The 20712-nt window shown below is 69.5% G+C and carries 23 protein-coding genes; 12 read left to right on the top strand and 11 right to left on the bottom strand.

The features are described from left to right. Positions 1 to 86: 86 nt before the first annotated feature. Positions 87 to 2405: a phosphoribosylformylglycinamidine synthase subunit PurL gene (purL, locus tag H7694_RS16720; RefSeq protein WP_193597553.1), complete on the top strand. Its 2319-nt coding sequence runs from the start codon at positions 87 to 89 to the stop codon at positions 2403 to 2405. A gap of 8 nt (positions 2406 to 2413) precedes the next feature. Beyond that, the gene (locus H7694_RS17815; protein ID WP_264674906.1) at positions 2414 to 2548 is read left to right on the top strand and encodes a hypothetical protein; all 135 of its coding nucleotides are present in this window, start codon (positions 2414 to 2416) and stop codon (positions 2546 to 2548) included. Between the two features lie 118 nt (positions 2549 to 2666). Here H7694_RS17815 and H7694_RS16710 read toward each other — a convergent pair whose 3' ends face one another. The 4 genes from H7694_RS16710 to H7694_RS16695 all read right to left on the bottom strand — a co-directional run bounded on the left by H7694_RS16710 (position 2667) and on the right by H7694_RS16695 (position 5511). Beyond that, a complete protein-coding gene (locus H7694_RS16710) occupies positions 2667 to 2939 on the bottom strand; it encodes a metal-sensitive transcriptional regulator (protein ID WP_193597552.1) in 273 nt (90 codons plus the stop codon). Beyond that, positions 2936 to 4603 carry an FAD-dependent oxidoreductase gene (locus tag H7694_RS16705; protein ID WP_193597551.1) on the bottom strand — a complete coding sequence of 556 codons (1668 nt, stop codon included), beginning with the start codon at positions 4601 to 4603 and terminating at the stop codon, positions 2936 to 2938. Before H7694_RS16705 ends, H7694_RS16710 begins: the two co-directional genes overlap by 4 nt. Before the next feature lies 1 nt (position 4604). Next, positions 4605 to 4772 carry a hypothetical protein gene (locus H7694_RS16700; protein ID WP_193597550.1) on the bottom strand — a complete coding sequence of 56 codons (168 nt, stop codon included), beginning with the start codon at positions 4770 to 4772 and terminating at the stop codon, positions 4605 to 4607. Positions 4773 to 5151: 379 nt separating this feature from the next. Next, positions 5152 to 5511: a hypothetical protein gene (locus tag H7694_RS16695; RefSeq protein ID WP_193597549.1), complete on the bottom strand. Its 360-nt coding sequence runs from the start codon at positions 5509 to 5511 to the stop codon at positions 5152 to 5154. A 117-nt stretch (positions 5512 to 5628) separates the two neighbouring features. Here H7694_RS16695 and H7694_RS16690 point away from each other — a divergent pair, with 117 nt between their 5' ends. Next, positions 5629 to 6207, top strand: a complete 579-nt coding sequence (locus H7694_RS16690) for a TetR/AcrR family transcriptional regulator (RefSeq protein ID WP_193597548.1) — start codon at positions 5629 to 5631, stop codon at positions 6205 to 6207. Between the two features lie 32 nt (positions 6208 to 6239). Here the strand turns inward: H7694_RS16690 and H7694_RS16685 are convergent, their stop codons facing one another. The 3 genes from H7694_RS16685 to H7694_RS16675 form a co-directional block, all read right to left on the bottom strand. Further along, entirely contained in the window at positions 6240 to 6458 is a 219-nt protein-coding gene (locus H7694_RS16685) for an SCO4848 family membrane protein (protein ID WP_193597547.1), read from the bottom strand. 47 nt (positions 6459 to 6505) lie between these two features. After that, on the bottom strand, positions 6506 to 7561 hold the full coding sequence (gnd, locus tag H7694_RS16680; RefSeq protein ID WP_193597546.1) for a phosphogluconate dehydrogenase (NAD(+)-dependent, decarboxylating): 1056 nt from the start codon (positions 7559 to 7561) through the stop codon (positions 6506 to 6508). Between the two features lie 85 nt (positions 7562 to 7646). After that, positions 7647 to 8060: a helix-turn-helix domain-containing protein gene (locus tag H7694_RS16675; protein WP_319805259.1), complete on the bottom strand. Its 414-nt coding sequence runs from the start codon at positions 8058 to 8060 to the stop codon at positions 7647 to 7649. 187 nt (positions 8061 to 8247) lie between these two features. Here H7694_RS16675 and H7694_RS16670 point away from each other — a divergent pair, with 187 nt between their 5' ends. Then, complete coding sequence (locus H7694_RS16670) at positions 8248 to 8835, top strand: NADPH-dependent FMN reductase (RefSeq protein ID WP_193597545.1); 588 nt, start codon at positions 8248 to 8250, stop codon at positions 8833 to 8835. Positions 8836 to 8879: 44 nt separating this feature from the next. Further along, positions 8880 to 9239: a TraR/DksA family transcriptional regulator gene (locus H7694_RS16665; RefSeq protein ID WP_193597544.1), complete on the top strand. Its 360-nt coding sequence runs from the start codon at positions 8880 to 8882 to the stop codon at positions 9237 to 9239. Between the two features lie 114 nt (positions 9240 to 9353). Here the strand turns inward: H7694_RS16665 and H7694_RS16660 are convergent, their stop codons facing one another. After that, positions 9354 to 10058, bottom strand: coding sequence for a GntR family transcriptional regulator (locus H7694_RS16660; protein ID WP_193597543.1), 705 nt, complete (start codon positions 10056 to 10058; stop codon positions 9354 to 9356). A 101-nt stretch (positions 10059 to 10159) separates the two neighbouring features. On the opposite strand from H7694_RS16660, the gene manD reads away from it, so the two are divergent. After that, positions 10160 to 11398: a D-mannonate dehydratase ManD gene (manD, locus tag H7694_RS16655; protein WP_193597542.1), complete on the top strand. Its 1239-nt coding sequence runs from the start codon at positions 10160 to 10162 to the stop codon at positions 11396 to 11398. A 138-nt stretch (positions 11399 to 11536) separates the two neighbouring features. Next, positions 11537 to 12241: an SGNH/GDSL hydrolase family protein gene (locus H7694_RS16650; protein WP_193597541.1), complete on the top strand. Its 705-nt coding sequence runs from the start codon at positions 11537 to 11539 to the stop codon at positions 12239 to 12241. Between the two features lie 38 nt (positions 12242 to 12279). Here the strand turns inward: H7694_RS16650 and H7694_RS16645 are convergent, their stop codons facing one another. Beyond that, the gene (locus H7694_RS16645; protein WP_193597540.1) at positions 12280 to 13212 is read right to left on the bottom strand and encodes a LysR family transcriptional regulator; all 933 of its coding nucleotides are present in this window, start codon (positions 13210 to 13212) and stop codon (positions 12280 to 12282) included. Positions 13213 to 13363: 151 nt separating this feature from the next. On the opposite strand from H7694_RS16645, the gene H7694_RS16640 reads away from it, so the two are divergent. The 5 genes from H7694_RS16640 (at position 13364) to H7694_RS16620 (ending at position 18556) form a co-directional block, all read left to right on the top strand. Next, positions 13364 to 14740 (top strand): MFS transporter, encoded by a 1377-nt coding sequence (locus tag H7694_RS16640; protein WP_193597539.1) that lies wholly within the window; start codon positions 13364 to 13366, stop codon positions 14738 to 14740. A 36-nt stretch (positions 14741 to 14776) separates the two neighbouring features. Next, positions 14777 to 16009 carry an FAD-dependent monooxygenase gene (locus tag H7694_RS16635; RefSeq protein WP_193597538.1) on the top strand — a complete coding sequence of 411 codons (1233 nt, stop codon included), beginning with the start codon at positions 14777 to 14779 and terminating at the stop codon, positions 16007 to 16009. Further along, positions 16006 to 16626 carry an NADPH-dependent F420 reductase gene (locus tag H7694_RS16630; protein WP_193597537.1) on the top strand — a complete coding sequence of 207 codons (621 nt, stop codon included), beginning with the start codon at positions 16006 to 16008 and terminating at the stop codon, positions 16624 to 16626. The genes H7694_RS16635 and H7694_RS16630 overlap by 4 nt, the downstream gene beginning before the upstream one ends. A 73-nt stretch (positions 16627 to 16699) precedes the next feature. Continuing rightward, complete coding sequence (locus H7694_RS16625) at positions 16700 to 17536, top strand: hypothetical protein (protein ID WP_193597536.1); 837 nt, start codon at positions 16700 to 16702, stop codon at positions 17534 to 17536. Positions 17537 to 17611: 75 nt separating this feature from the next. Then, entirely contained in the window at positions 17612 to 18556 is a 945-nt protein-coding gene (locus H7694_RS16620) for a Gfo/Idh/MocA family protein (RefSeq protein ID WP_193597535.1), read from the top strand. A gap of 80 nt (positions 18557 to 18636) precedes the next feature. On the opposite strand, the gene H7694_RS16615 is transcribed toward H7694_RS16620, so the two are convergent. Both H7694_RS16615 and H7694_RS16610 read right to left on the bottom strand, forming a co-directional pair. Next, on the bottom strand, positions 18637 to 20151 hold the full coding sequence (locus H7694_RS16615; RefSeq protein WP_193597534.1) for a lipase maturation factor family protein: 1515 nt from the start codon (positions 20149 to 20151) through the stop codon (positions 18637 to 18639). Between the two features lie 153 nt (positions 20152 to 20304). After that, positions 20305 to 20688: a RidA family protein gene (locus H7694_RS16610; RefSeq protein WP_193597533.1), complete on the bottom strand. Its 384-nt coding sequence runs from the start codon at positions 20686 to 20688 to the stop codon at positions 20305 to 20307. Between the last annotated feature and the right edge of the window lie 24 nt (positions 20689 to 20712).

The following is a 20712-nucleotide window of genomic DNA, read 5'->3' as shown; positions in this document are numbered from 1 at the left end:
ATCCGCCGCCCTGCCACGCGGGGCGCGCACCGCACGCCCGCCGGTAGACTGGACACGCCCCGCCTCCCCTCTCTTCAGGAGCCCGCGTGACCGCCGCATCCCACACCCACATTCCCGATTCGGTCGAGAACGCCGTCGCGACCCCTGAGAAGGAGCAGCCGTACGGCGCGCTCGGTCTCAAGGACGACGAGTACGCCCGCATCAAGGAGATCCTCGGCCGCCGCCCCACCTCGGGCGAGCTGGCCATGTACTCGGTGATGTGGAGCGAGCACTGCTCGTACAAGAGCAGCAAGCAGTACCTGCGCCGCTTCGGCCAGAAGGTCAGCGACGAGATGCGTGAGCGCCTCATGGTCGGCATGGGCCAGAACGCCGGCGTCGTCGACGTCGGCGAGGGCTGGGCCGTCACCTTCAAGGCCGAGAGCCACAACCACCCGTCGTTCATCGAGCCGTTCCAGGGCGCCGCGACCGGCGTCGGCGGCATCGTCCGCGACATCATCTCGATGGGCGCGCGCCCCGTCGCGGTCATGGACGCCCTGCGCTTCGGCGCGATCGACCACCCCGACACCCCGCGCGTCGTGCACGGCGTGACCGCCGGCATCAGCTTCTACGGCAACTGCCTGGGCCTTCCGAACATCGGCGGCGAGACGGTGTTCGACTCGGTCTACCAGGCCAACCCGCTCGTCAACGCGCTCGCGGTCGGCGTCCTGCGCCACGAGGACCTCAAGCTCGCCAACGCCACCGGCGTCGGCAACAAGGTCGTGCTGTTCGGCGCCCGCACGGGCGGCGACGGCATCGGCGGCGCCAGCATCCTGGCATCCGATTCGTTCGACGACGGCGGACCCACCAAGCGCCCCGCGGTGCAGGTCGGCGACCCGTTCGCCGAGAAGGTGCTCATCGAGTGCTGCCTCGAGCTGTACCGCGACGAGCTCGTCGAGGCCATCCAGGACCTCGGTGCCGCAGGCATCTCGTGTGCGACCAGCGAGCTGGCCGCCAACGGCAACAGCGGCATGCACGTCTCGCTCGACAACGTGCTGCTGCGCGACCCCACCCTGACCGCTGAGGAGATCCTTATGTCGGAGTCGCAGGAGCGCATGATGGCCATCGTCGCCCCCGAGAAGCTCGATGCGTTCATGGAAGTCGTGAACAAGTGGGAGGTCGAGACCAGCGTGCTCGGCGAGGTCACCGGAGACGGCCGCCTCGTCATCGACTGGCAGGGCGAGCGCATCGTCGACGTCGACCCGTCGACGGTCGCCGTCGACGGCCCGGTCTACGACCGTCCGGTCGCCTACCCGACGTGGATCGACGCACTGCAGGCGGATGCTGCGGAGCTGCTGCCCCGCACGAACGAGCCGGCTGAGCTGCGCACGCAGTTCCTGAAGCTGCTCGGCTCGCCGAACCTGGCCGACACGAGCTGGATCACCAACCAGTACGACTACTACGTCGGCGGCAACACCGCCCTCGCCTTCCCCGACGACGCCGGCATGATGCGCGTCGACGAGGAGTCGGGCCTGGGCTTCTCGATCGCCACCGACGCCAACGGCCGCTACTGCCAGCTCGACCCGTACGCGGGCGCGCAGCTGGCCCTCGCCGAGGCGTACCGCAACGTCGCCGTCACCGGCGCCGTGCCCACCGCGATCACCGACTGCCTGAACTTCGGCTCGCCCGAGAACCCCGAGGTCATGTGGCAGTTCGGGCAGACCGTCGACGGTCTGGCAGACGGATGCTATGAGCTGGGCACCCCGGTCACAGGCGGAAACGTGTCGTTCTACAACCAGACCGGCGACGTGCCGATCCACCCGACGCCGCTGGTGGGCGTGATGGGCATCATCGACGACGTCTCGCGCCGCATCCCGTCGGGATGGCAGGACGAGGGGCAGAACATCTACCTGCTCGGCACCACCTCGACCGAGCTGTCGGGTTCGGCCTGGGCGGATGTCATCCACAACCATCTGGGCGGACGTCCGCCGGCCGTCGACCTGGCCGGGGAGAAGCGCCTCGCCGGGCTGATCAGCGCGGCGCGTGACGAGTGGCTGATCTCGTCGGCGCACGACCTGTCCGAGGGTGGCCTGGCGCAGGCCCTCGCCGAGGGCGTCATGCGCTTCGGCGTCGGCGCCCGTGTGTGGCTGACCGAGCTCATGGAGCGCGACGGCGTGGATGCGGCATCCGCCCTGTTCTCGGAGTCGACCGGACGCGTCATCGTGACCGTTCCGCGCGAGGATGACGTGAAGTTCCGCGGTCTGTGCGAGGGACGTGGCTACCCGGTGCTGCGCATCGGCGTCACCGATTCGGAGCCGGCGCTCGAGGTGCAGGACGTGTTCACCGTCACCGCCGCCGAGCTGCGCGAGACCTCGCAGGCGACGCTGCCGGCCGTGTTCGGCCCGACCGTCTCCGAGCCGGTCGCGTGACGGGTGCCGTGGACACCGACGAGGACTACGGAGATCTCGGCGAGCGGCGCAACCGCCGCATTCGCCTGGTCGCGTGGGTGACGATCGTCGCGCTCATCGTGGGCGGCGGCGGCGCGACCGCCGCGACCCTGTTGTTCGGCTGAGTCCCCACCTCCGTCTATTTGGCAGGAAGTCCCGATACCCGCGCGGAATACCGAGACTTCGCGCCATATAGACGCTGGGGGCGGCGGGGGGCGGGGCGGAGCGGCCGCGACAGGCGGCTCAGGCGAGGGTGAGGAAGAGCTTCTCGAGCTCGGGGACGGTGATCGACTGCTCGCCGTCGGCATCCGTCTCACCGTTCACGCACTTGCGCAGGGCGGTGCTGACCACCGCGAAGCCGGCGCGGTCGATCGCCTTGCCGACGGCGGCGAGCTGGATGACCACGTCGCGGCAGTCGGCATCCGACTCCATCGCATCGATGACCGCGCTCAGCTGCCCGCGGGCGCGCTTGAGACGGTTCACCACCTTGCGGATCTCGGCATCCGACGCGCTCATGATGTCTCCTCCATCGTCATCCGGGCGCCCGCCTTCCAGGTGAGGTACCCCCCGTCGAGATTACGCGCCGCGCGACCCCGCTGGGCGAGGATGCGCGCCGCCGTGTGCCCGCGCTGACCCACCTGGCAGTGCACCACGAGATCACCGTCGGGCAGCTCGCCGATGCGCCGGCGCAGATCGTCGAGCGGCACGTTGACACTGCCCGGGATCGCCCCGCTCGCATGCTCGGCCGGCGAGCGCACGTCGATCAGGGTCGCCCCGTCCGCGAGCGCGCCGTCGAGCTCGTGCCACTGGATGCTGTCGCCCGTACCGGCCGCGCGGTTGTCGGCGATGTAGCCGAGCATGTTCACCGGATCCTTCGCCGACCCGAACGGAGGCGCGTAGGCGAGCTCGAGCCGGCTCAGGTGCGACGCGGTGAGCCCGGCGTGCATGGCGGTCGCGATCACGTCGATGCGCTTGTCGACGCCGGCGCGTCCGCTCACCTGAGCACCGAGGATCGCGTCGGTCTCGGCATCGACCATGAGCTTCATGGTCAGCCGCTCGGCGCCCGGGTAGTAGCCCGCGTGGTCGGTGGGGTGCGCGTGGATCACCCGGTGCGCACGGCCTGCGGCCACCAGGTCGCGCTCGCTCCAGCCGACCGTCGCCACGGCGAGTCCGAAGACGCTGACGATCGCGGTGCCGAGGGCGTCGGCGGCGGCATCCGGTTCGGCATCCAGCAGCCCGGCCTCCCAGGCGATCGCGTCGGCAGCCGTGCGGCCGTGCCGGTTCGCGAGGCCGGCCATGGTGACGAGCGTCTCGCGGTCCGAGACGGCGTCGATCTTCTCCACGCCGTCTCCGACGGCGAAGATGCGCGGGTCGCTGGTGCGCTGGTGTCCGTCGACGGCGATCCCGCCGGTGGGTCCGATCCGCAGCCCGGCTTCGCGGGCGAGAGCGGATGCCGGACGCACACCGCGCGCGTCGACCACGAGGCGGCAGCCGATGACGGTGCCGTCGTCGAGGTGGGTGCCATCGGCATCCAGCATCCGCACCGTCGTGCCGGTGCGCACCTGCACGCTGTGGGTGTGCAGCTCGTCGATGACGGCCGCGGCCATCTCGGTGTCGAGCGGGCTGAGCGGATGCCGTCCACGCTGCACGAGCGTGACGTCGTGCCCGGCGAGGACGAGGTTCTCTGCGGCCTCGAGGCCGATGAACCCGCCGCCGGCGACGACCACGCGTGCGGGTCCGTCTGCGAGGGCGGCGTTGACGCGGTCGAGGTCGTCGATCGTGCGCAGGGTCGCCACGGTCGGGCCGTCGATGTGCTGGTCGAAGACCTCGCTCGCCTGAGCCCCGGCGGCGATGATCAGGCGGTCGTAGGCGTGCGTCGTCTCGGATCCGTCGCGCAGGTCGCGCACTCGCACGGTCTGCGCGGCGGCGTCGATGCCGATCACCTCGTGGCGTGTGCGGACGTCGAGTTCGAACCGGGATCGCAGGGATTCGGGGGTCTGCAGCAGCAGGGCGTCGCGCTCTTCGATCACGCCGCCGACGTGGTACGGCAGCCCGCAGTTGGCGAAGCTGACGTAGTCGCCGCGCTCGAACACGACGATCTCGGCGTGCTCGTCGAGTCGGCGCAGCCGCGTGGCCGCCGACATCCCGCCCGCGACTCCGCCGATGACGACGACGCGCATGTCAGCCCCGTCCGAACAGCTTCGCGAAGAACCCGGGCTCGGCCGGCTCGTCCTCGTGGCCGCGGCAGCGGTCGGATGCCGGAACCCCGGCCATCACGGCGCTCACGTGCTGGCCGCATCCGGCCCAGGTGGTCTTGCCGCATCGGCGGCAGGTGATGGCTCGGCACATCTCGGATCTCCTTCGGGTCGTGTGGGGTACGGTTGAATTATACCCCCGGGGGTATTTTTGCACGAGATTGGCTGAGTGGGCGCTGGGAGGGCGGGGATCGTGCGGGATGGCTGTTTGGGGCCCTTCGACAGGCTCAGGGACCCAACAGTGGGATGCGATGCCTGAGAACTGGGTTGCTGAGCCTGTCGAAGCACCCTGGCCCAAAGCGGACGGCCCTTCGACAGGCTCAGGGACCCAATGGGCCGGACACCTTGCGGGCGGGGCGGCCCTTCGACAGGCTCAGGGACCCAGGCGGGCGGACAGGCTCAGGGGCCCAGGACGAGACGACGACGCCCCGCCCCGCGGGAGGCGGGACGGGGCGTCGGAAGAGATGTTCGGCTTACCAGAACACGGCGATGCCGATGTTGATCAGCGCGAGACCGCCGACGGCGTGCGCGAGGCCGGTGCTGACATCCTCGCCCTTCTTCACCTTGCGGCGACCGATGATCGCGGCGACGAGCACGCCGATGAGGATGACGAGCTTGATCGCGATCTTGACATGGTTGACCGCCGGGTCACCCTCCTCGCGGGCCATCTCGGCGAGGCCGACGAGCAGCAGTCCGGTGATCAACTGCACCCAGGCGCCGGCCATCTGGAAGACGCCGACCGTGGGGTTGCGGAAGGTGGCGAGCCAGCCGCCGACGAGCGCCGCGGCGCCGAGGATGTGCAGGAAGACGAGAGCGCTGTGCAGGAAGTCCATGCCCCCAGACTACTTTCCCGACACCGAGTTGGCAAAGGGCTCCTGCGAGCGGCATCCGATTGCTATGGTGATGATCTCCCGCCCCCGCGAGCGCACATCCCCGAGAAGAAGACCACCATGCCCAAGATCAGCGCGCCCACCGTGGCCGAGCACCGCGCCGAGCAGATCCGCGCGATCCTCGACGCCGCGCACGACCTGATGAAGGAGGGCGGGGCGCTGCCCGCGATGGGTCAGGTGGCGGCGCGGGCGGGGCTGGCGCGTCCGAGCATCTACCAGTACTTCCCGTCGCGGAACGATCTGCTGATCGCACTCACCGAGGACATGACCCCGCGCTGGCTCGAGAAGGTCACGGCCGAGATGGATGCCCACAGTGCGCCGGCCGACCGCATCCTGATCTATCTCGAGGCGAACATCCGCATGGTCGCTGCAGGAGACCACGCCGCCGGAGACGCGCTGGCTGCGGAGCCAGGAGTGCGCGAACTCTTCGACGAGCACGTCCGCGCGCTGCACGCGCGTCTGCTCGAACCGCTCGTGCACGAGCTTGAGCGGCTCGGTGTGACCGAGGCGACCCCGGTGGCGATGCTGCTGAACGCCCAGCTGCACGCCGCCACCGGAATGCTGTCGCGCGGCACACCCGCAGACGAGGTCGTCCGCCTACTGCGCGACGTGGTCGAGCCGTATCTGCGCACCCGCTGACGCGGGAGCAAGCCACGTCCGCGTGCGCTCGCCTACAGCCTCCCGGCGAGCGCGGCGATGCCGAGCAGCAGCGAGACGAGCGCGAGCACGAGGGCGATCGCGAAGAGCACCGCGTGCACCCTGAGGAACGCCGTCGCCCGGCGGTTCTCGTCGCGGGCGCGCGGATCGGCGGCGACCCGGCGGTAGAACGTCGGCCACACCACCACGTTGAAGGCGGCGTTCAGGAACAGCACGAGGGCGAGCGGGATCACCCTGCCACGCTATCGCGCCGGCAACCGGCGCGCTCCCCGACAGAGTCTCAGTGCGACTCGGACTTGCGGCTGCCCGCCTCGAGCACATCGCCGGCCGGCAGCTCCTTGTGGCCGCCGAACTGCAGGCGCATCGCCGAGAGCACCTGGTTGGCGAACTGGTCCTCATCGCGCGAGGCGAACCGCTCGAACAGCGACGCCGCGAGCACCGGCACCGGCACGCCGACGTCGACGGCGGCCTTGACCGTCCAGCGGCCTTCACCCGAGTCGGACACCCGTCCGGCGAGGCCGTCGAGCGTCGGGTTCTCGTTCAGCGCGGTCGCAGTCAGGTCCAGCAGCCACGACGAGATGACCGACCCGCGGCGCCACAGCTCGGTGACCTTGGCCGTGTCGATCGGGAACTGGTAGAACTCCGGCTCCTCCAGCGGCGCGATCTCGGCCGAGTGCTCGGCCTCGCGCACCCCGGCATCCGCGTTCTCCAGCAGGTTGAGGCCCTCGGCGAGGGCCGCCATGATGCCGTACTCGATGCCGTTGTGCACCATCTTCACGAAGTGCCCCGAGCCGGCGGGCCCGGTGTGCAGGTAGCCCTGCTCCTCGGGCGCCAGCTCGCCGGTGCGGCCGGGCGTGCGCTCGATCTCGCCCGCGCCCGGGGCGATCGTCTTCAGGATCGGCTCGATGTGCTGCACCGCAGCATCCGTCCCGCCCACCATCAGGCAGTAGCCGCGCTCGAGACCGAACACGCCGCCGCTGGTGCCGGCGTCGACGTACTCGATGCCCCTCTCGCGCAACGCCGCCGCGCGACGCACGTCGTCGCGGTAGTTCGAGTTGCCGCCGTCGATGATGATATCGCCGGGCTCGAGCACCGCCGAGACCTCGTCGACCACCTGGCCGGTGAGCGAGGCCGGCACCATCAGCCACACCACCCGCGGGGTCTGCAGCTTCGAAGCCAGGTCGGCCACACTGTCGGCGCCGACGGCGCCCTCTTCGGCGAGCGCCGCAACGGCATCCGCATTCACGTCGTAGGCGACGCATTCGTGCCCGTCGCGCATCAGGCGGCGCACGATGTTCGCGCCCATCCGTCCCAGTCCGATCATGGCAAGCTGCATCGCGGTCTCCTCGTGTCGGGTCGTCGGGGGTGTCGGGGTCGTCGTCCCCCATCGTCACGCACTGGCTCGCGCGAGACAAGGGGGATCAGCTGTCGGCGGCCGCGTCGTAGCGGTCGCGGTTGGCGACGATCTCGTCCTGGTGCGCCGACGCCCACTCGGCGATGGCCATGACGGGGATCGCCAGGCTCTTGCCGAGCGGCGTGGAGCGATAGACGACGCGCGGCGGGATCTCGGCGAAGACCTCGCGCTCCACGAGCCCGTCGCGCTCGAGCTGGCGCAGGGTGTGGGTCAGCATCCGTCCCGAGATCCCCGGGGTCGTGCGCTTCAGCTCGGTGAACCGCAGCGGACCCTCGAGCAGCATGCCCACGAGCATGACGCTCCACTTGTCGCCGATGCGCGACAGCACCGAGCGGAACAGCTCGGAGTCCTCCACGTCGCGCGCGCACAGCTCGCTCATGTTCGACTCGGGAATCGTCGCCGTCGTCTCATCGGTCGCCATCGCGATCCTCCCTTCTCCGAGCCGGCCTCACGCTGCCGCCCTCACCTGCCAATGGTCACATCCATGTGCCCAGGTGACATTGAAATGCCTGCCGACGGCTCGGAATATTTACTCATCGTAGCTCAGTTACCGCTTGTAACTAACGCAGGTTCTGTACCTGCATCACCCCCAGAAGGAGAGACCCCGCATGTCCGACATCCGCATCGCCGTCATCATCGGCAGCACCCGCCCCGGCCGGAACGGCCAGGCCGTCGCCGAGTGGGTTCTCGAGCAGGCCCAGGGCCGCGACGGTGCCACCTACGAGCTCGTCGACCTCGCCGACTTCCCGCTCCCCCACCTCGACGAGCCCATGCCCGCCGCCTATGGCCAGTACGCCGGCGAGCACACCCAGGCCTGGTCCGAGAAGGTCGCCTCGTACGATGGGTTCGTCTTCGTCACCCCGGAGTACAACCACTCCATCTCGGGCGTGCTGAAGAACGCGCTCGACTACCTGTATGCCGAGTGGAACAACAAGGCTGCCGCGTTCGTGGGCTACGGCTCACTGGGCGGCGCGCGCGCCGTGGAGCAACTGCGCGCCGTGGCATCCGAGCTGCAGCTCGCGCACGTGCGCCAGTCGCTCGCCTTCTCGGTGTTCACCGACTTCGAGCAGTTCACCGACTTCAAGCCCGCCGAGATCCACACGCAGTCCGCGGCCACCATGTTCGACCAACTCGAGTCGTGGAGCGTCGCGATGCGATCGGTGCGCCAGCCCGACCTCGCCGGCGTCGCGGCCTGAGCCGAGTCCGGCTCACCCTGCGACGCAGGGCCTATGGTGAGTCGATGGGAGAGTCCATCGTGAGCCGCACCGCCCTCGAGAGCAGGAGAGCGGATGCCGTGGCGCGCGCCGAGTCCACGGCATCCGCCCTGGCCGCGCTCGTGCACGACCGGCAGGGCAGCAACGACGACGACGAGCACGACCCCGAGGGCGTCACGCTGTCGTCGGAGTGGTCGCGCCTGTCGGCGCTGGCGGATGCCGCGGCCGACGAGGTGCGCCGCTTCGACGACGCGCTGGCGCGGTGGGATGCCGGAAGCTACGGCGTCTGCGCGCGGTGCGGGAAGCCGATCCCCGCCGGGCGCCTGGAGGCGCTGCCGTTCGCGGAGCTGTGCGTGCCGTGCGCCGAGAAGGCGACCGCGCGGTGAGCGGCGGGCGCGCGATGAGCGGTGGGCGGGTGGGCGTGGGCGCCATCGGGCTGGGCGGCATCGGGCTGGGCGGCATCGGGCTGGGCGGCATCGGCCGTGACGAGGCGGCGCTTGTCAGCGCCGCGACGGCCGGCCCGTGCGAGCCGGCGGCGCACTGCCGAACAGCTCGGGCTGCTGCGCCCTGACTGCCTCGAGGTCGGCGAACACGAAGCGCAGGTGCTCGCGCAGCGCGGCGATGGCGTCGTCGGTGCGGCCCGCTGCGAGCGCGTCGACGACCCGCTCGTGGTCGTCGACGTAGTCCTGCACACTGCGCGTGGCGCTCATGCCCACGTACCGCGCGCGATCGAGGTGTCCTTTGGCCGCGCTGACCGCGGCCCACGCATTCGCATGCCCCGCGAGGCCCAGCAGCGCGCGATGGAACTCCTCGTCGAGCGGGTAGAACGAGTCCCGGTCGCCGGCCAGGCGCTGGCGCCGCAGGATGTCGCGCAGCATCCGCTCTTCCCCCGGCGTCGGCGCACCGCAGGCAGCCAGCGATGCGAGCTCGATCGCCTCGCGGATGAACTGCGCCTCGCGCACACGATCAGGATCGATCGCCGTGACGTAGGTGCCGCTCTGCGGGCGCACCTCGACCAGTCCCTCCTGGGCGATCAGCATCAGCGCCTCGCGCACCGGCTGCCGACTGATCTCGAGGTTCGCGGCGAGCTCGTTCTCCGACAGGAGTGAGCCCGGCGCGGATCGTCCGCGGATGATGTCGTCGCGGATGCGCGCATACGCGAGCGAACGCGCCGAAGGACGCGCGGTCGGCTCGGCTGCGGGCATACTCGTCACGATATCTTGACAGAACTTGTATGGCAGTGGTTCCATGACGTTTGCCGGACATGCTTCGCCGGTCATCTCGCGCAGAGAATCACGGAGGCAACATGCGGATCGACAAGGCCGAGGTCATCGTCACCAGCCCGGACCGGAATTTCGTCACCCTCAAGATCACCACGAACGAGGGGCACACCGGTCTCGGCGACGCGACCCTCAACGGGCGCGAGCTGGCGGTCGTGGCCTATCTCACCGAGCACGTCGTGCCTCTGCTGATCGGCGCCGACGCGTCGCGCATCGAGGACACCTGGCAGTTCCTGTACCGCGGGGCGTACTGGCGCCGCGGACCGGTGACGATGGCGGCCATCGCCGCTGTCGACATGGCGCTGTGGGACATCAAGGGCAAGGCCGCCGGCATGCCCGTCTACCAGCTGCTCGGCGGCGCGTCGCGCAACGGGCTGATGGCCTACGGCCACGCCTCGGGCAAGGAGCTGCCCGAGCTGTTCGACTCGATCCGCGCGCACCAGGAGCAGGGCTACAAGGCCATCCGCGTGCAGACCGGCGTTCCCACGCTCAAGGCCATCTACGGCATCGCCGCGCAGGGCGCCGACGTGGGAGATGCGACCGTGCGCTACGACCACGAGCCCGCCCGCCGCGGAGCGAAGCCGGTCGAGGAGGACTGGGACACCCGCGCGTACCTCAACCACCTGCCGGGCGTCTTCGAGGCCGTGCGCAACGAGTTCGGCCCCGACATCCCGCTGCTGCACGACGGTCACCACCGCATGACGCCGATCCAGGCCGCTCGACTGGGCAAGGACCTCGAGCCCTACGACCTGTTCTGGCTCGAGGACTGCACGCCGGCCGAGAACCAGGAGGCGCTGCGCCTGGTGCGCCAGCACACCACCACCCCGCTCGCCATCGGCGAGGTCTTCAACACGGTGTGGGACTTCAAGGACATCATCCGCGACCAGCTCATCGACTACGTGCGCGGTGCCGTCACGCACATGGGCGGCATCAGCCCGCTGAAGAAGACGCTCGACTACGCGGCAATGTACCAGATCAAGTCGGGCATGCACGGCCCGACCGACATCTCGCCTGTCGGCATGGCCGCGGCGATGCACCTGGGCCTATCGATCCACAACTTCGGCATCCAGGAGTACATGCGCCACGGCGCCAGGACCGACCAGGTCTTCGAACAGTCCTTCACCTGGACCGACGGCTACCTGCACCCCAGCGACAAGCCGGGCCTCGGTGTGGAGCTCAACGTCGACGAGGCGGGCAAGTACCCGTACGAGCAGGCCTACCTGCCGTACAACCGCCTGCTCGACGGCACCGTCCACGACTGGTGAGCGACGCGCCGTCGCTGGGCCGGGTGCTTCGACAGGCTCAGCAACCCAGCTCCTGAGGTGTCTGGGTCCTGAGCAACCCAAGTCAAGCTCAGGGGCCCGCTCGCGAAGCTCAGCATCCGGGTACGCGAAGATGGAGGCATGACGGCCGACCTCACCCGCCTGCGCTCTCTGCTCGACGACGACACGCCCCTGAACTGGGTGCTCACGGGCGACTCGATCACCCACGGCCTGACCCACACCCACGGCGCCCGCACCTACGCCGAGCACCTGCACGAGCTCATCCGCGGTGACCTCGCCCGCACGCAGGACGCTCTGATCAACACGGCGATCAGCGGATGGCGCATCGCCCAGCTGCTGAAGGACTTCGACCGCCGCGTCGCCACCTGGCGTCCGCACATCGTCACCCTCATGATCGGCACGAACGACTGCTCCACCGCAGGCGCGTTCAAGACGATCGAACCGCCGCAGTTCGCGGCATCCGTCACCGAGTTCGTGGGCCGGGTCCGCGATCTCGGGGCGATCCCGGTGCTGCAGACGCAGCCGGCGATCGATGTGCGCAACGCTCCCGAGCGCGCCCGCATCGCGGACTTCGCACAGGCGATCCGCGACGTCGCCGACGCTCAGGGCACGATCCTGATCGACCATTTCGACCGCTTCGCCGAGATGGGCGTCGACCAACGGGGCGAGGTGCCGTGGGGGCTGCTGAACGACCCGTTCCACCCGAACGCCGCCGGCCACGCGCTCATCGCGCTCGGCGTCGCCGAAGAACTCGGACTCGAGCCCGAGCCCGCGCGCGACCGCGTGCTCGCCCACCTGCGGTCTCAGGTGCTCGTCGCCCGCTGACCGGCCCGTCAGGACCGCCGCCGGCAGCCGTCAGGCCATCAGCCCGTCACGACATCCTCCTCCGCACTCCCGTAACCGCCGAGCTTCTCGGCCGCGAAGTCGAGAAGAGCGGATGCTCGTGGCGTGAGCTTCATGTCAGCGGGCCAGATCCCCACGACGTGCGAGACCGTGACCGGCGGATCGAACGGCCGGATGACGATCGGCCGGCCCTCGATGCTCATCGGCACCGCGTTCGGCCGCGACATGAGCAGGCCGTACCCGAGCCCCCGTCCCACCAGCGCCTCGACGAGGATGATCTGGGTGACCTTGGCCTGGATCCGCGGCTCCAGGCCGCGCGCGGTGAAGGCGTCGGTGACGTTGCGGATGCCGGGAGTCGCGTCGTACAGGATGTACGGCTCGTCGGCGAGTTCGGCGAGATCCACGGTCTCGGCCGCGGCGAGCGGATGGTCGGGATGCAGGTGCGCCTGCAGCGCGGTCGCGTAGATCCGGCGGCGGCGGTACCCGACCGGCAGTGAGACGTCGTAGACGAGTGCGACGTCGAGCCGCCCCGCCTCGAGGGCGGAGAGCAGCTCTTCGTTGGTGCCCACCATGATCTCGATGGTCACGCCCGGATGCCGCTTCGGGAAGCCCTCGAGAAGCTCGGGCACCACGTTCGTGGCGAAGCTCGAATAGCATCCGAGCTTCACCGGACCCCGCAGCTCCTGCCCCCGCCCCGCCCCCACGACGAGCTCCTGCGTGTCGGCGATGATCTGGCGAGCCTGCCTGGCGAACTGCTGACCCGTCGCGGTGAGGGTGAGCCCCCGCGCCTTGCGACGCACGCACAGCTGCTCGCCGACGGCCGTCTCGAGACTGGTGATCGCCTGCGAGAGCGCCGACTCCGAGATGTGCAGATGAGCGGCGGCCGCGCTGAGCGTGCTGAAGTTCGGCAGGGCGGCGAAGAGCTCCAGCTGCCTCAGGCTCACGTCGACCATGACTGCTCCCTGCGCATCCGGCTTCTTCGGTTCAACCGAACTATATCCACGAAGAACTGTGATTTACACGCAGTGAACTCCGGCGCACCATGGATGCATCGATTCCCGACCCTCAACCCGGAGGGCCACGACAATGACGTTAGGGACAACCATGAGCTCCGCCACGACCGGCACTCCCACCTCACAGCGCCGGATCGCCTTCGCGACGATCATCGGCACCACCATCGAGTGGTACGACTTCTTCATCTACGCCACGAGCGCAGGGCTCGTGTTCGCCCAGCTCTTCTTCCAGCCCGCCGGCAAGGAGATCGGGCTGCTGTTCTCGTTCGCCACGGTCGGCATCTCGTTCCTGTTCCGACCACTCGGCGCCTTCCTCGCCGGGCACTTCGGCGATGTCATCGGGCGTCGCGCCATGCTGGTCGCCACGCTCGTGCTGATGGGTGCGGCGACGACCCTCATCGGCACCCTTCCCACGTACGCCCAGATCGGCATCGCCGCGCCGATCATGTTGCTCGTGCTCCGCATCCTGCAGGGCCTTTCCGCCGGCGGCGAGTGGGGCGGTGCGGTGCTGATGGCGGTCGAGCATGCGCCGGCGAACCGGCGCGGCCGCGCAGGCTCGTGGCCCCAGCTCGGCGTTCCGCTCGGATTCCTGCTCGCATCCGGCGTGACGGCGCTGATGACCGGTGTCATCTCCCCCGGTGACGCGTACCGGGAGTGGGGCTGGCGCGTGCCGTTCCTGCTGAGCATCGTGCTGATCGTCGTCGGCTTCGTGATCCGCCGTTCGGTCGAGGAGAGCCCCGTGTTCGCCGAGATCGCCGAGCGCGGAAAGCAGGCGAGCATCCCGATCGTCTCGCTGTTCCGCCGCCACTGGCACCTCGTGCTGCTCGCCGCACTCGTGTTCGTCGGCAACGGCACCCTCGGCTACATGACCACCGGAGGCTTCCTCAACAGCTACGCGATCAGCGTGCAGAGCCTCGACACCACCTCGGTGCTCGTCGCAGCCGTCTTCGCGGCGGTCATCTGGTTCTTCTCGACGCTGCTCGCCGGCTACCTGGCCGACGTGATCGGCCGGCGGATCACCTTCCTCATCGGCTTCGCACTGCAGGCCATCGTCGTGTTCCCGATCTTCTGGCTCGTCGACGCCGGCGGACTGACAGGGCTCTACGTCGCGCTGCTGCTGATCTCCACCGGACTCGGCCTCACCTACGGCCCGCTGGCCGCCTGGTACGCCGAGATCTTCCCGGCATCCATCCGCTTCTCGGGCGTCTCGATCACCTACGCGGTCGGGGCGGTGCTAGGCGGCGCGTTCTCGCCGATGATCGCCCAACTGCTGCTGGGCGCCACGGGCACGACCGCGGCCGTCTCCGCCTACCTCCTCCTCGCCACCTTGCTCGGCGCCGGCGCGACGCTGTGCCTGCGCGACCGCACCGGCATCGCACTCGGTCCGGACAACGAAGCCGAGCAGGCGAGCGGATCCACGATGTTCGTCCCGAGCGAGCACACAGGTGAACTCGCAGTGACGCGGTAGCACAGAGCCCCTCGCGCAGTCAGTCAAGGAGAAGAAATGGTAAGCAGCAGTACCCGGGTCGCGATCATCGGCGGAGGGATGGGCGGGCTGACCGCCGCGATCGCTCTCACGAAGATCGCCGGGGTCCAGGTGACCGTTTTCGAGCAGGCCTCCCAGCTCGGTGAGGTCGGCGCGGGCGTGACCGTCGCACCGAATGCCGCGCGCGTGCTCGACCGCCTCGGTGTGCTCGATCAGATCAAGCGCGTGGGTGCGGTTCCCGACGGACACGGCGTCTACCAGAACGCCAGGGGCGAGATCGTCACCGACGCCGCCTGGGAGGACTCGGCCAAGCAGTACCAGAACATCGGGATGTACCGGCCGGATCTCATCGACGCCCTGGCACAGCAGGTCGATCCCCAGACGATCCGCCTCGGGCACCGCCTGACCTCGGTCGAGATCATCGACCGAGAGGGGATGCCGGGCGTGCGCGTCGAGTTCGAGAACGGCGCACACGACGTGTTCGACGCGGTGGTCGGCGCCGACGGCATCCATTCGGCGGTCCGGAAGGCCGTCGGGCAGTTCCCCGAACCCGTCTACTCCGGTTACCTCGTCTACCGCGGCGTGGTCGACGCCTCGCGGCTGCCCGCCGACTGGCCGATGATCAGCCAGGTATGGATGGGGAACAAGCGGCACTTCATGTGCTACCCCCTGCAGCAGCGGAAACTGATCAACTTCGTCGCCGGCATCCCGAGCGACCGGCCGCTGCAGGGCGCCTGGTCGGGCCCGGCGGAGGTCGCTGAGCTCGCCGCCGAGTTCGCCGGCGACGACTGGGACCCCCGGCTGCAGGAGTTCATCGGGCTGATCGACAAGACGTTCTGGTGGGGCCTGTTCGACCATGAGCCGCTCACCGACTGGTCACGCGGGCCGATCACGCTGCTCGGCGACGCCGCGCACACGATGCTGCCGCACCAGGGTCAGGGGGTGAGCCAGGCCATCGAGGACAGCATGGCCCTGGCCACCTTCCTCGCGGCGGCCGACAGCCTCGCCGACATCCCCGAGGCGTTCCGACGGTACCCGGCGGTGCGGATGCAGCGCACCGCGATCCTGCAGAACGGCTCGCGCCGGGCGGGGGCGATGTTCGACGCGCAGTACGAGTTCGCGGACCTCGGCAAGCGCGACGCCGACATCCGCGTCGGCCGCGATTTCCGCCGCAGCGCCGTGTTCGACTACGACGCTCAGAAGGTCGCCGAGCAGGCGCTCAATCGATTCAGAAGGGTTCAGGTCGCATGACGTCCATCAGCATCATCGGCAGCGGCAGGATGGGCGCAGCGATCGCCGAGGTCGCCACCCGAGCGTGCGCCTCCGTCCAGATCATCAAGCGCAGCGCCACGAGCATGTCGGCCGCGCGGCCGGGCTTCGAGTACGGCGTCATGGGCGACGGACTCACCGGCGATCTCGTCGTGCTCGCCGTGCCCTACAGCGCGTACCCCGGCATCCTCGAGCACTACCGCGACCAGCTGCGCGACAAGGTCGTCATCGACATCAGCAACCCGATCGACTTCACCACCTACGACCAGCTGCGCTCGCCCGCCGACTCGTCGACCGCCGCCGAGCTCGCCAAGCTGCTTCCCGAGGGGACGGCGGTCGTGAAGGCGTTCAACGTCAACCTCGGCGAGACGCTCGTCACCGGCACGAACGGCACGACCACCACGACGGTCCTGTTCGCGGGCGACTACGCGCACGCGAAGATCGCGGTCGCACAGCTGATCGAGGCGGCGGGGATGCGGGCGGTCGACGCCGGTCCGCTCACTCGCGCGCGCGAGCTCGAGGCGATGGGCTTCCTGCAGATCATCATGGCGGCGCTCGGCCGGACGCGTTACGAGTCGGGATTCGCCCTGCTGCAGTGATCGCGCGCTGGCGCCGCCGGCAGCAGAATTCGCACCGCCGGAATCAGCATCCGATCATTAGGCTGAGGGCATCATGGATGCATTCTTCAGCGGACTGTGGGGGTTCGCCGGTGACTATTGGTGGCTGGTGTTCCCGCTGATGGGCGTCGCCGGCGGTGTCGCGAAGTCGTGGGAGCGCGCCGCGAAGCGGCGCCACGAGCGGCGGCTCGAGACCCTGCGCCTGAAGACGCAGCTGAAGACCGCCGAGATCGAGGCTCGCGCGCTCAACGGCGGCGGGCGAGGAAGGAGTGGGCGCGGCGGTCAGCATCCGGCTCCGCAGGACACCCCCGCACCCGTCCCTTCGAACGAGCTGCTCACCCGGCTGTTCCAGGACCATGACGAGATCACCGCACGCTGGCTGGACTACGAACTCGACGTCGGCAAGCTCATCGCGTTCCCCGCGATGAGCGACGGCCGCCAGCCGCTCACCGCCGCGTTCCTGCGCGCCAAGAAGACGGCCGACGCGCTGCGCCCGGCATCGGCGGACGCGAAGGTCACCGAGAAGCAGGTGTCGGAGTACCTGGATGCCGTCGGCGCCTACGCCGTCGCCTTCGAGATCGCCGAGCGCGACGCCAGGCGGCTGCGCGACTCGTCGTTCAGCGAGGACGAGCGCAAGCGCCTCGACCGCGCCCAGCACATGCTGAAGGTCGCGCTCGACGAGTCGGCCACCCAGGCCGAGCGGCAGCTGGCGTACAAGCGGGTGCGCGATGAGCTCGACGGGCTGATCCTGCTCTCGGACGAGGCGGTGCAGGTGCTCGAGAAGCAGGTCGCCGGCGCCCTCCCCGCTGCCCCCACCCCTGCCGCGTCCCCCGCCGCGCCCTACCCCACCACTTCCGCCGAAACCCCTCCTGAGCGTCGAAACCCCTCCTGATTCGCGCAAATGCGGAGGGGTCTCGGCAACCACGAGGGGTCTCGGCGAGAGGGGGCGGAGCGTAGGCTCGGCGGCATGGACACCACGCTGCGCGTCGGCATCGTCGGGGCCGGAGGCATCGCCCCGCCGCACATCGAGGGCTGGCTGGCGCTCGGCGCCGAGATCGGCATCCTGCGGCGCACCGGCGCCGACGACCTCGCCGCCCGGTACGGCATCCGCGTGGTCGACGATCTCGGCGACCTGATCGACGCGTCCGACGTCATCGACATCGTCAGTCCGACCGCGACGCACGTGAGCGTCGCCCGCGAGGCGTTCGTCCGCGGCCGGCACGTCGTGTGCGAGAAGCCGCTGGCGGTCACCGCCGCCGAGGCGCAGGAGATGGCAGATGCCGCGGTCGCGGCCGGCGTGCGCCTGTTCCCGGCGCACGTGGTGCGCTACTTCGAGGGGTACCGGCGGCTGTACGAGCAGCGCGAAGCAGTCGGGACGATGGCTGAGCTCACGTTCCGCCGCACGGTCGCGGCCCCGGCGTCGGCCTGGTTCTACTCGCAGGATGCCGGCGGCGGGCTCATCCGCGACCTGATGATCCACGATCTCGACCAGGCGCTGTGGCTCGCCGGCCCCGTCGTTGAGGTGTCGGCCACGCAGGATCCACCGGCCGTCGACGACACCGTGCAGCCGCCCGTGTCGGCGCACGTCACGCTGTGGCACGCGAACGGCGCGGTCAGCCACGTGCGTGGCGACTGGGCCGGGTCGGAGGTGCCCTTCCACTCCGAGGTGCAGATCGTCGGCGATCGCGGCACCCTGTCGGTCGACACGTCCGAGCTGGCGGGCGAGGGGAGCCCGGCGTCGGCACCCGGCAACGACCCGTACCGCGCGCAGCTCGCCGACTTCGTCGAGGCGATCCGCACCGGCGCCCCGGCGCGCGTCACTCCCGAGGACGGCGTCGCGGCCGTCGCGGTGGTGGATGCCGCCTACGCGTCGCTCGCCTCAGGGCATCCGGTCGTGCTCGCACAACTCTGAAGGAAGATCGCACTTCTGGAGGACGCCTCGGCACCCAGCATCCTTCAGAGTTCCAGCCGTCCTTCAGACCTGACGACGCGTCAGCGCTCATAGCCGAGCGGGCGCGCGAGCACCCGCCGTTGGTCGCGTACCCACACGATGCCCTCCGCCCGGCGCTCGGCGCGGGTCGCGAAGCGGTACCGGTAGGTGACCACGCGCACCCAGCGGGGGCGGTGCCCGGCGAACGGGTCGTGGCGCAGCATCCGCAGGGTCGGCGGGTCGGCCTCGAGCAGCCGCACGAGGAACACCGTGGACCAGTCGTCCAGCGAGTGCCCCAGCGGCAGGAACCACATCAGCCAGTCCAGCCGCAGATGGTAGGGCGCGAACTGCCTCGGGATGCGGCGCACATCACCCGGCTTGCCCCGGAACTCGTACTCCTGCCAGTCGGCGGCATCCGGATCCACATCTCGCGTCCCCTCGACGACGAACTCCACGCGCCGCTTGGTCACGGTGCCGAAGGCACCGTACGCGTTCGCGAGCTGCCAGCGGTTGAAGCTTGCGTTCATCAGCTGACGGCGCGCGAACAGGTTGCGCAGCGCCGGCCAGCTGAGCACGAGGTACAGGATGCCGACGGCCGAGGTGAGGATGATCCAGTAGAGGGGGATGCCGTTGAGCTGGGGCCCTTCGACAGGCTCAGGGACCCAGGCCATCCCAAAGACCCAGGCCGGCAGGGCGAAGGCGGAGAAGGCGAGCACGACCGTGGCCCAGTTCAGCCACGCGAAGTTGCCGGTGACGATCAGCCAGAGCTGGGTGAGGATGACGATCGTCGCGGCGACCGTGCCGATGAGCAGCGGCACGGACTGGATGGGTCCCTGCGCCTGTCGAAGGGCAGGGGCCAAGAGGGTCACGAGCGGCACGAAGAGGAAGAACGGCACGACCAGCTGCGCGAAGTGGTTGCCGACGACCTCTCCGCGGTGGAACCATTTCGGCAGCAGATGCGCCTGCCTGCTCAATGGCCCCGGCATCGGCTGGGTCTCGTGGTGGTACATCAGTGCGGTGAGGTCGCGCCATTCCCGTCCGCCGCGGATCTTGATCATGCCCGCGCCGAACTCCAGCCGGAACAGCAGCCACCAGAACAGCGCGATCACCACGGTCGGCGGCGGCTGATCCGCCGAGCCCAGGAACGCGGCGAGGAACCCAGCCTCGAGCAGCAGCATCTCCCACCCGAACGAGTAGAAGGTCTGCCCGATGCTCGTGATCGACATGTAGCCGAGCCACAACAGCAGAAAACCGATCATCGGCAGCCACGGCGGCCCCAGCTGCGGGATGCCGGCGACGAGCAGCGCCCCGATCGCCATCCCGGCCCAGCACAGCGCCACCAGCCGGCGGTCGGTGTAGCGGATGCGGGAGAACAGGGTGGGGCGCAGCATCCGCGTTCTGATCTTGGACGACGTCGCCCACGCGAGCAGATCGGGGGCGGGCAGCAGCCCGCGCTCCCCGAGCAGCGGGCGGAACTGGTTCAGCGTCGACAGGAACGCGACCACGTACAGTGCCGCGATGCCCCGCTGCAGGACCTCGCGGGCGAAGCCGAACTCGACGGCGGCGAATCCGTCCATGCCCGCAGGCTACCCTCGACGCCCTTTCCCGCAAGCCCCCTTCCGTTGCACGCCGAAACCCCTCCTGAGCGTCGAGACCCCACCTGAGATACGTATCTGCGGTGGGGTCTCGACGCCCCTGAGGGGTTTCGGCGGACGGATGCTGAAGAAAACTCAGGCCTGCGGGAAGGCGGCGACGACGTCGATCTCGACGAGGATGTTCGCCAGCTGCGAGCCGACCGTGGTGCGCACCGGGTACGGGGCGGTGAAGAACTCCTCGTACGCGGCGTTGAACTCGGCGAAGTCGGCGAGGTCCTGCAGGTGCACCGTCGACTTGACGACGTCATCCATCGTCAGGCCGTGCACGGCGAGCACCGTCTGGATGTTGCGCAGCACCTGACGGGTCTGATCCGCGACGTTGTCGGCGACGGCATCGCCGTTCGCCGCATCCTGCGGGCCGAAGCCCGCCGTGTAGAGGAATCCGTTGGCGACGACCGCGTGGCTGTAGGGGCCGGCCGGCGCGGGCACGCCCTCAGTGTGGAAACCGTTCTTCGGCATATTGCTTTCCTTTCTTTTGGCGGT

This window comes from Microbacterium sp. YJN-G (assembly GCF_015040615.1).
Classification (GTDB): domain Bacteria; phylum Actinomycetota; class Actinomycetes; order Actinomycetales; family Microbacteriaceae; genus Microbacterium.
This window is presented reverse-complemented; position numbering and strand designations above follow the sequence as displayed.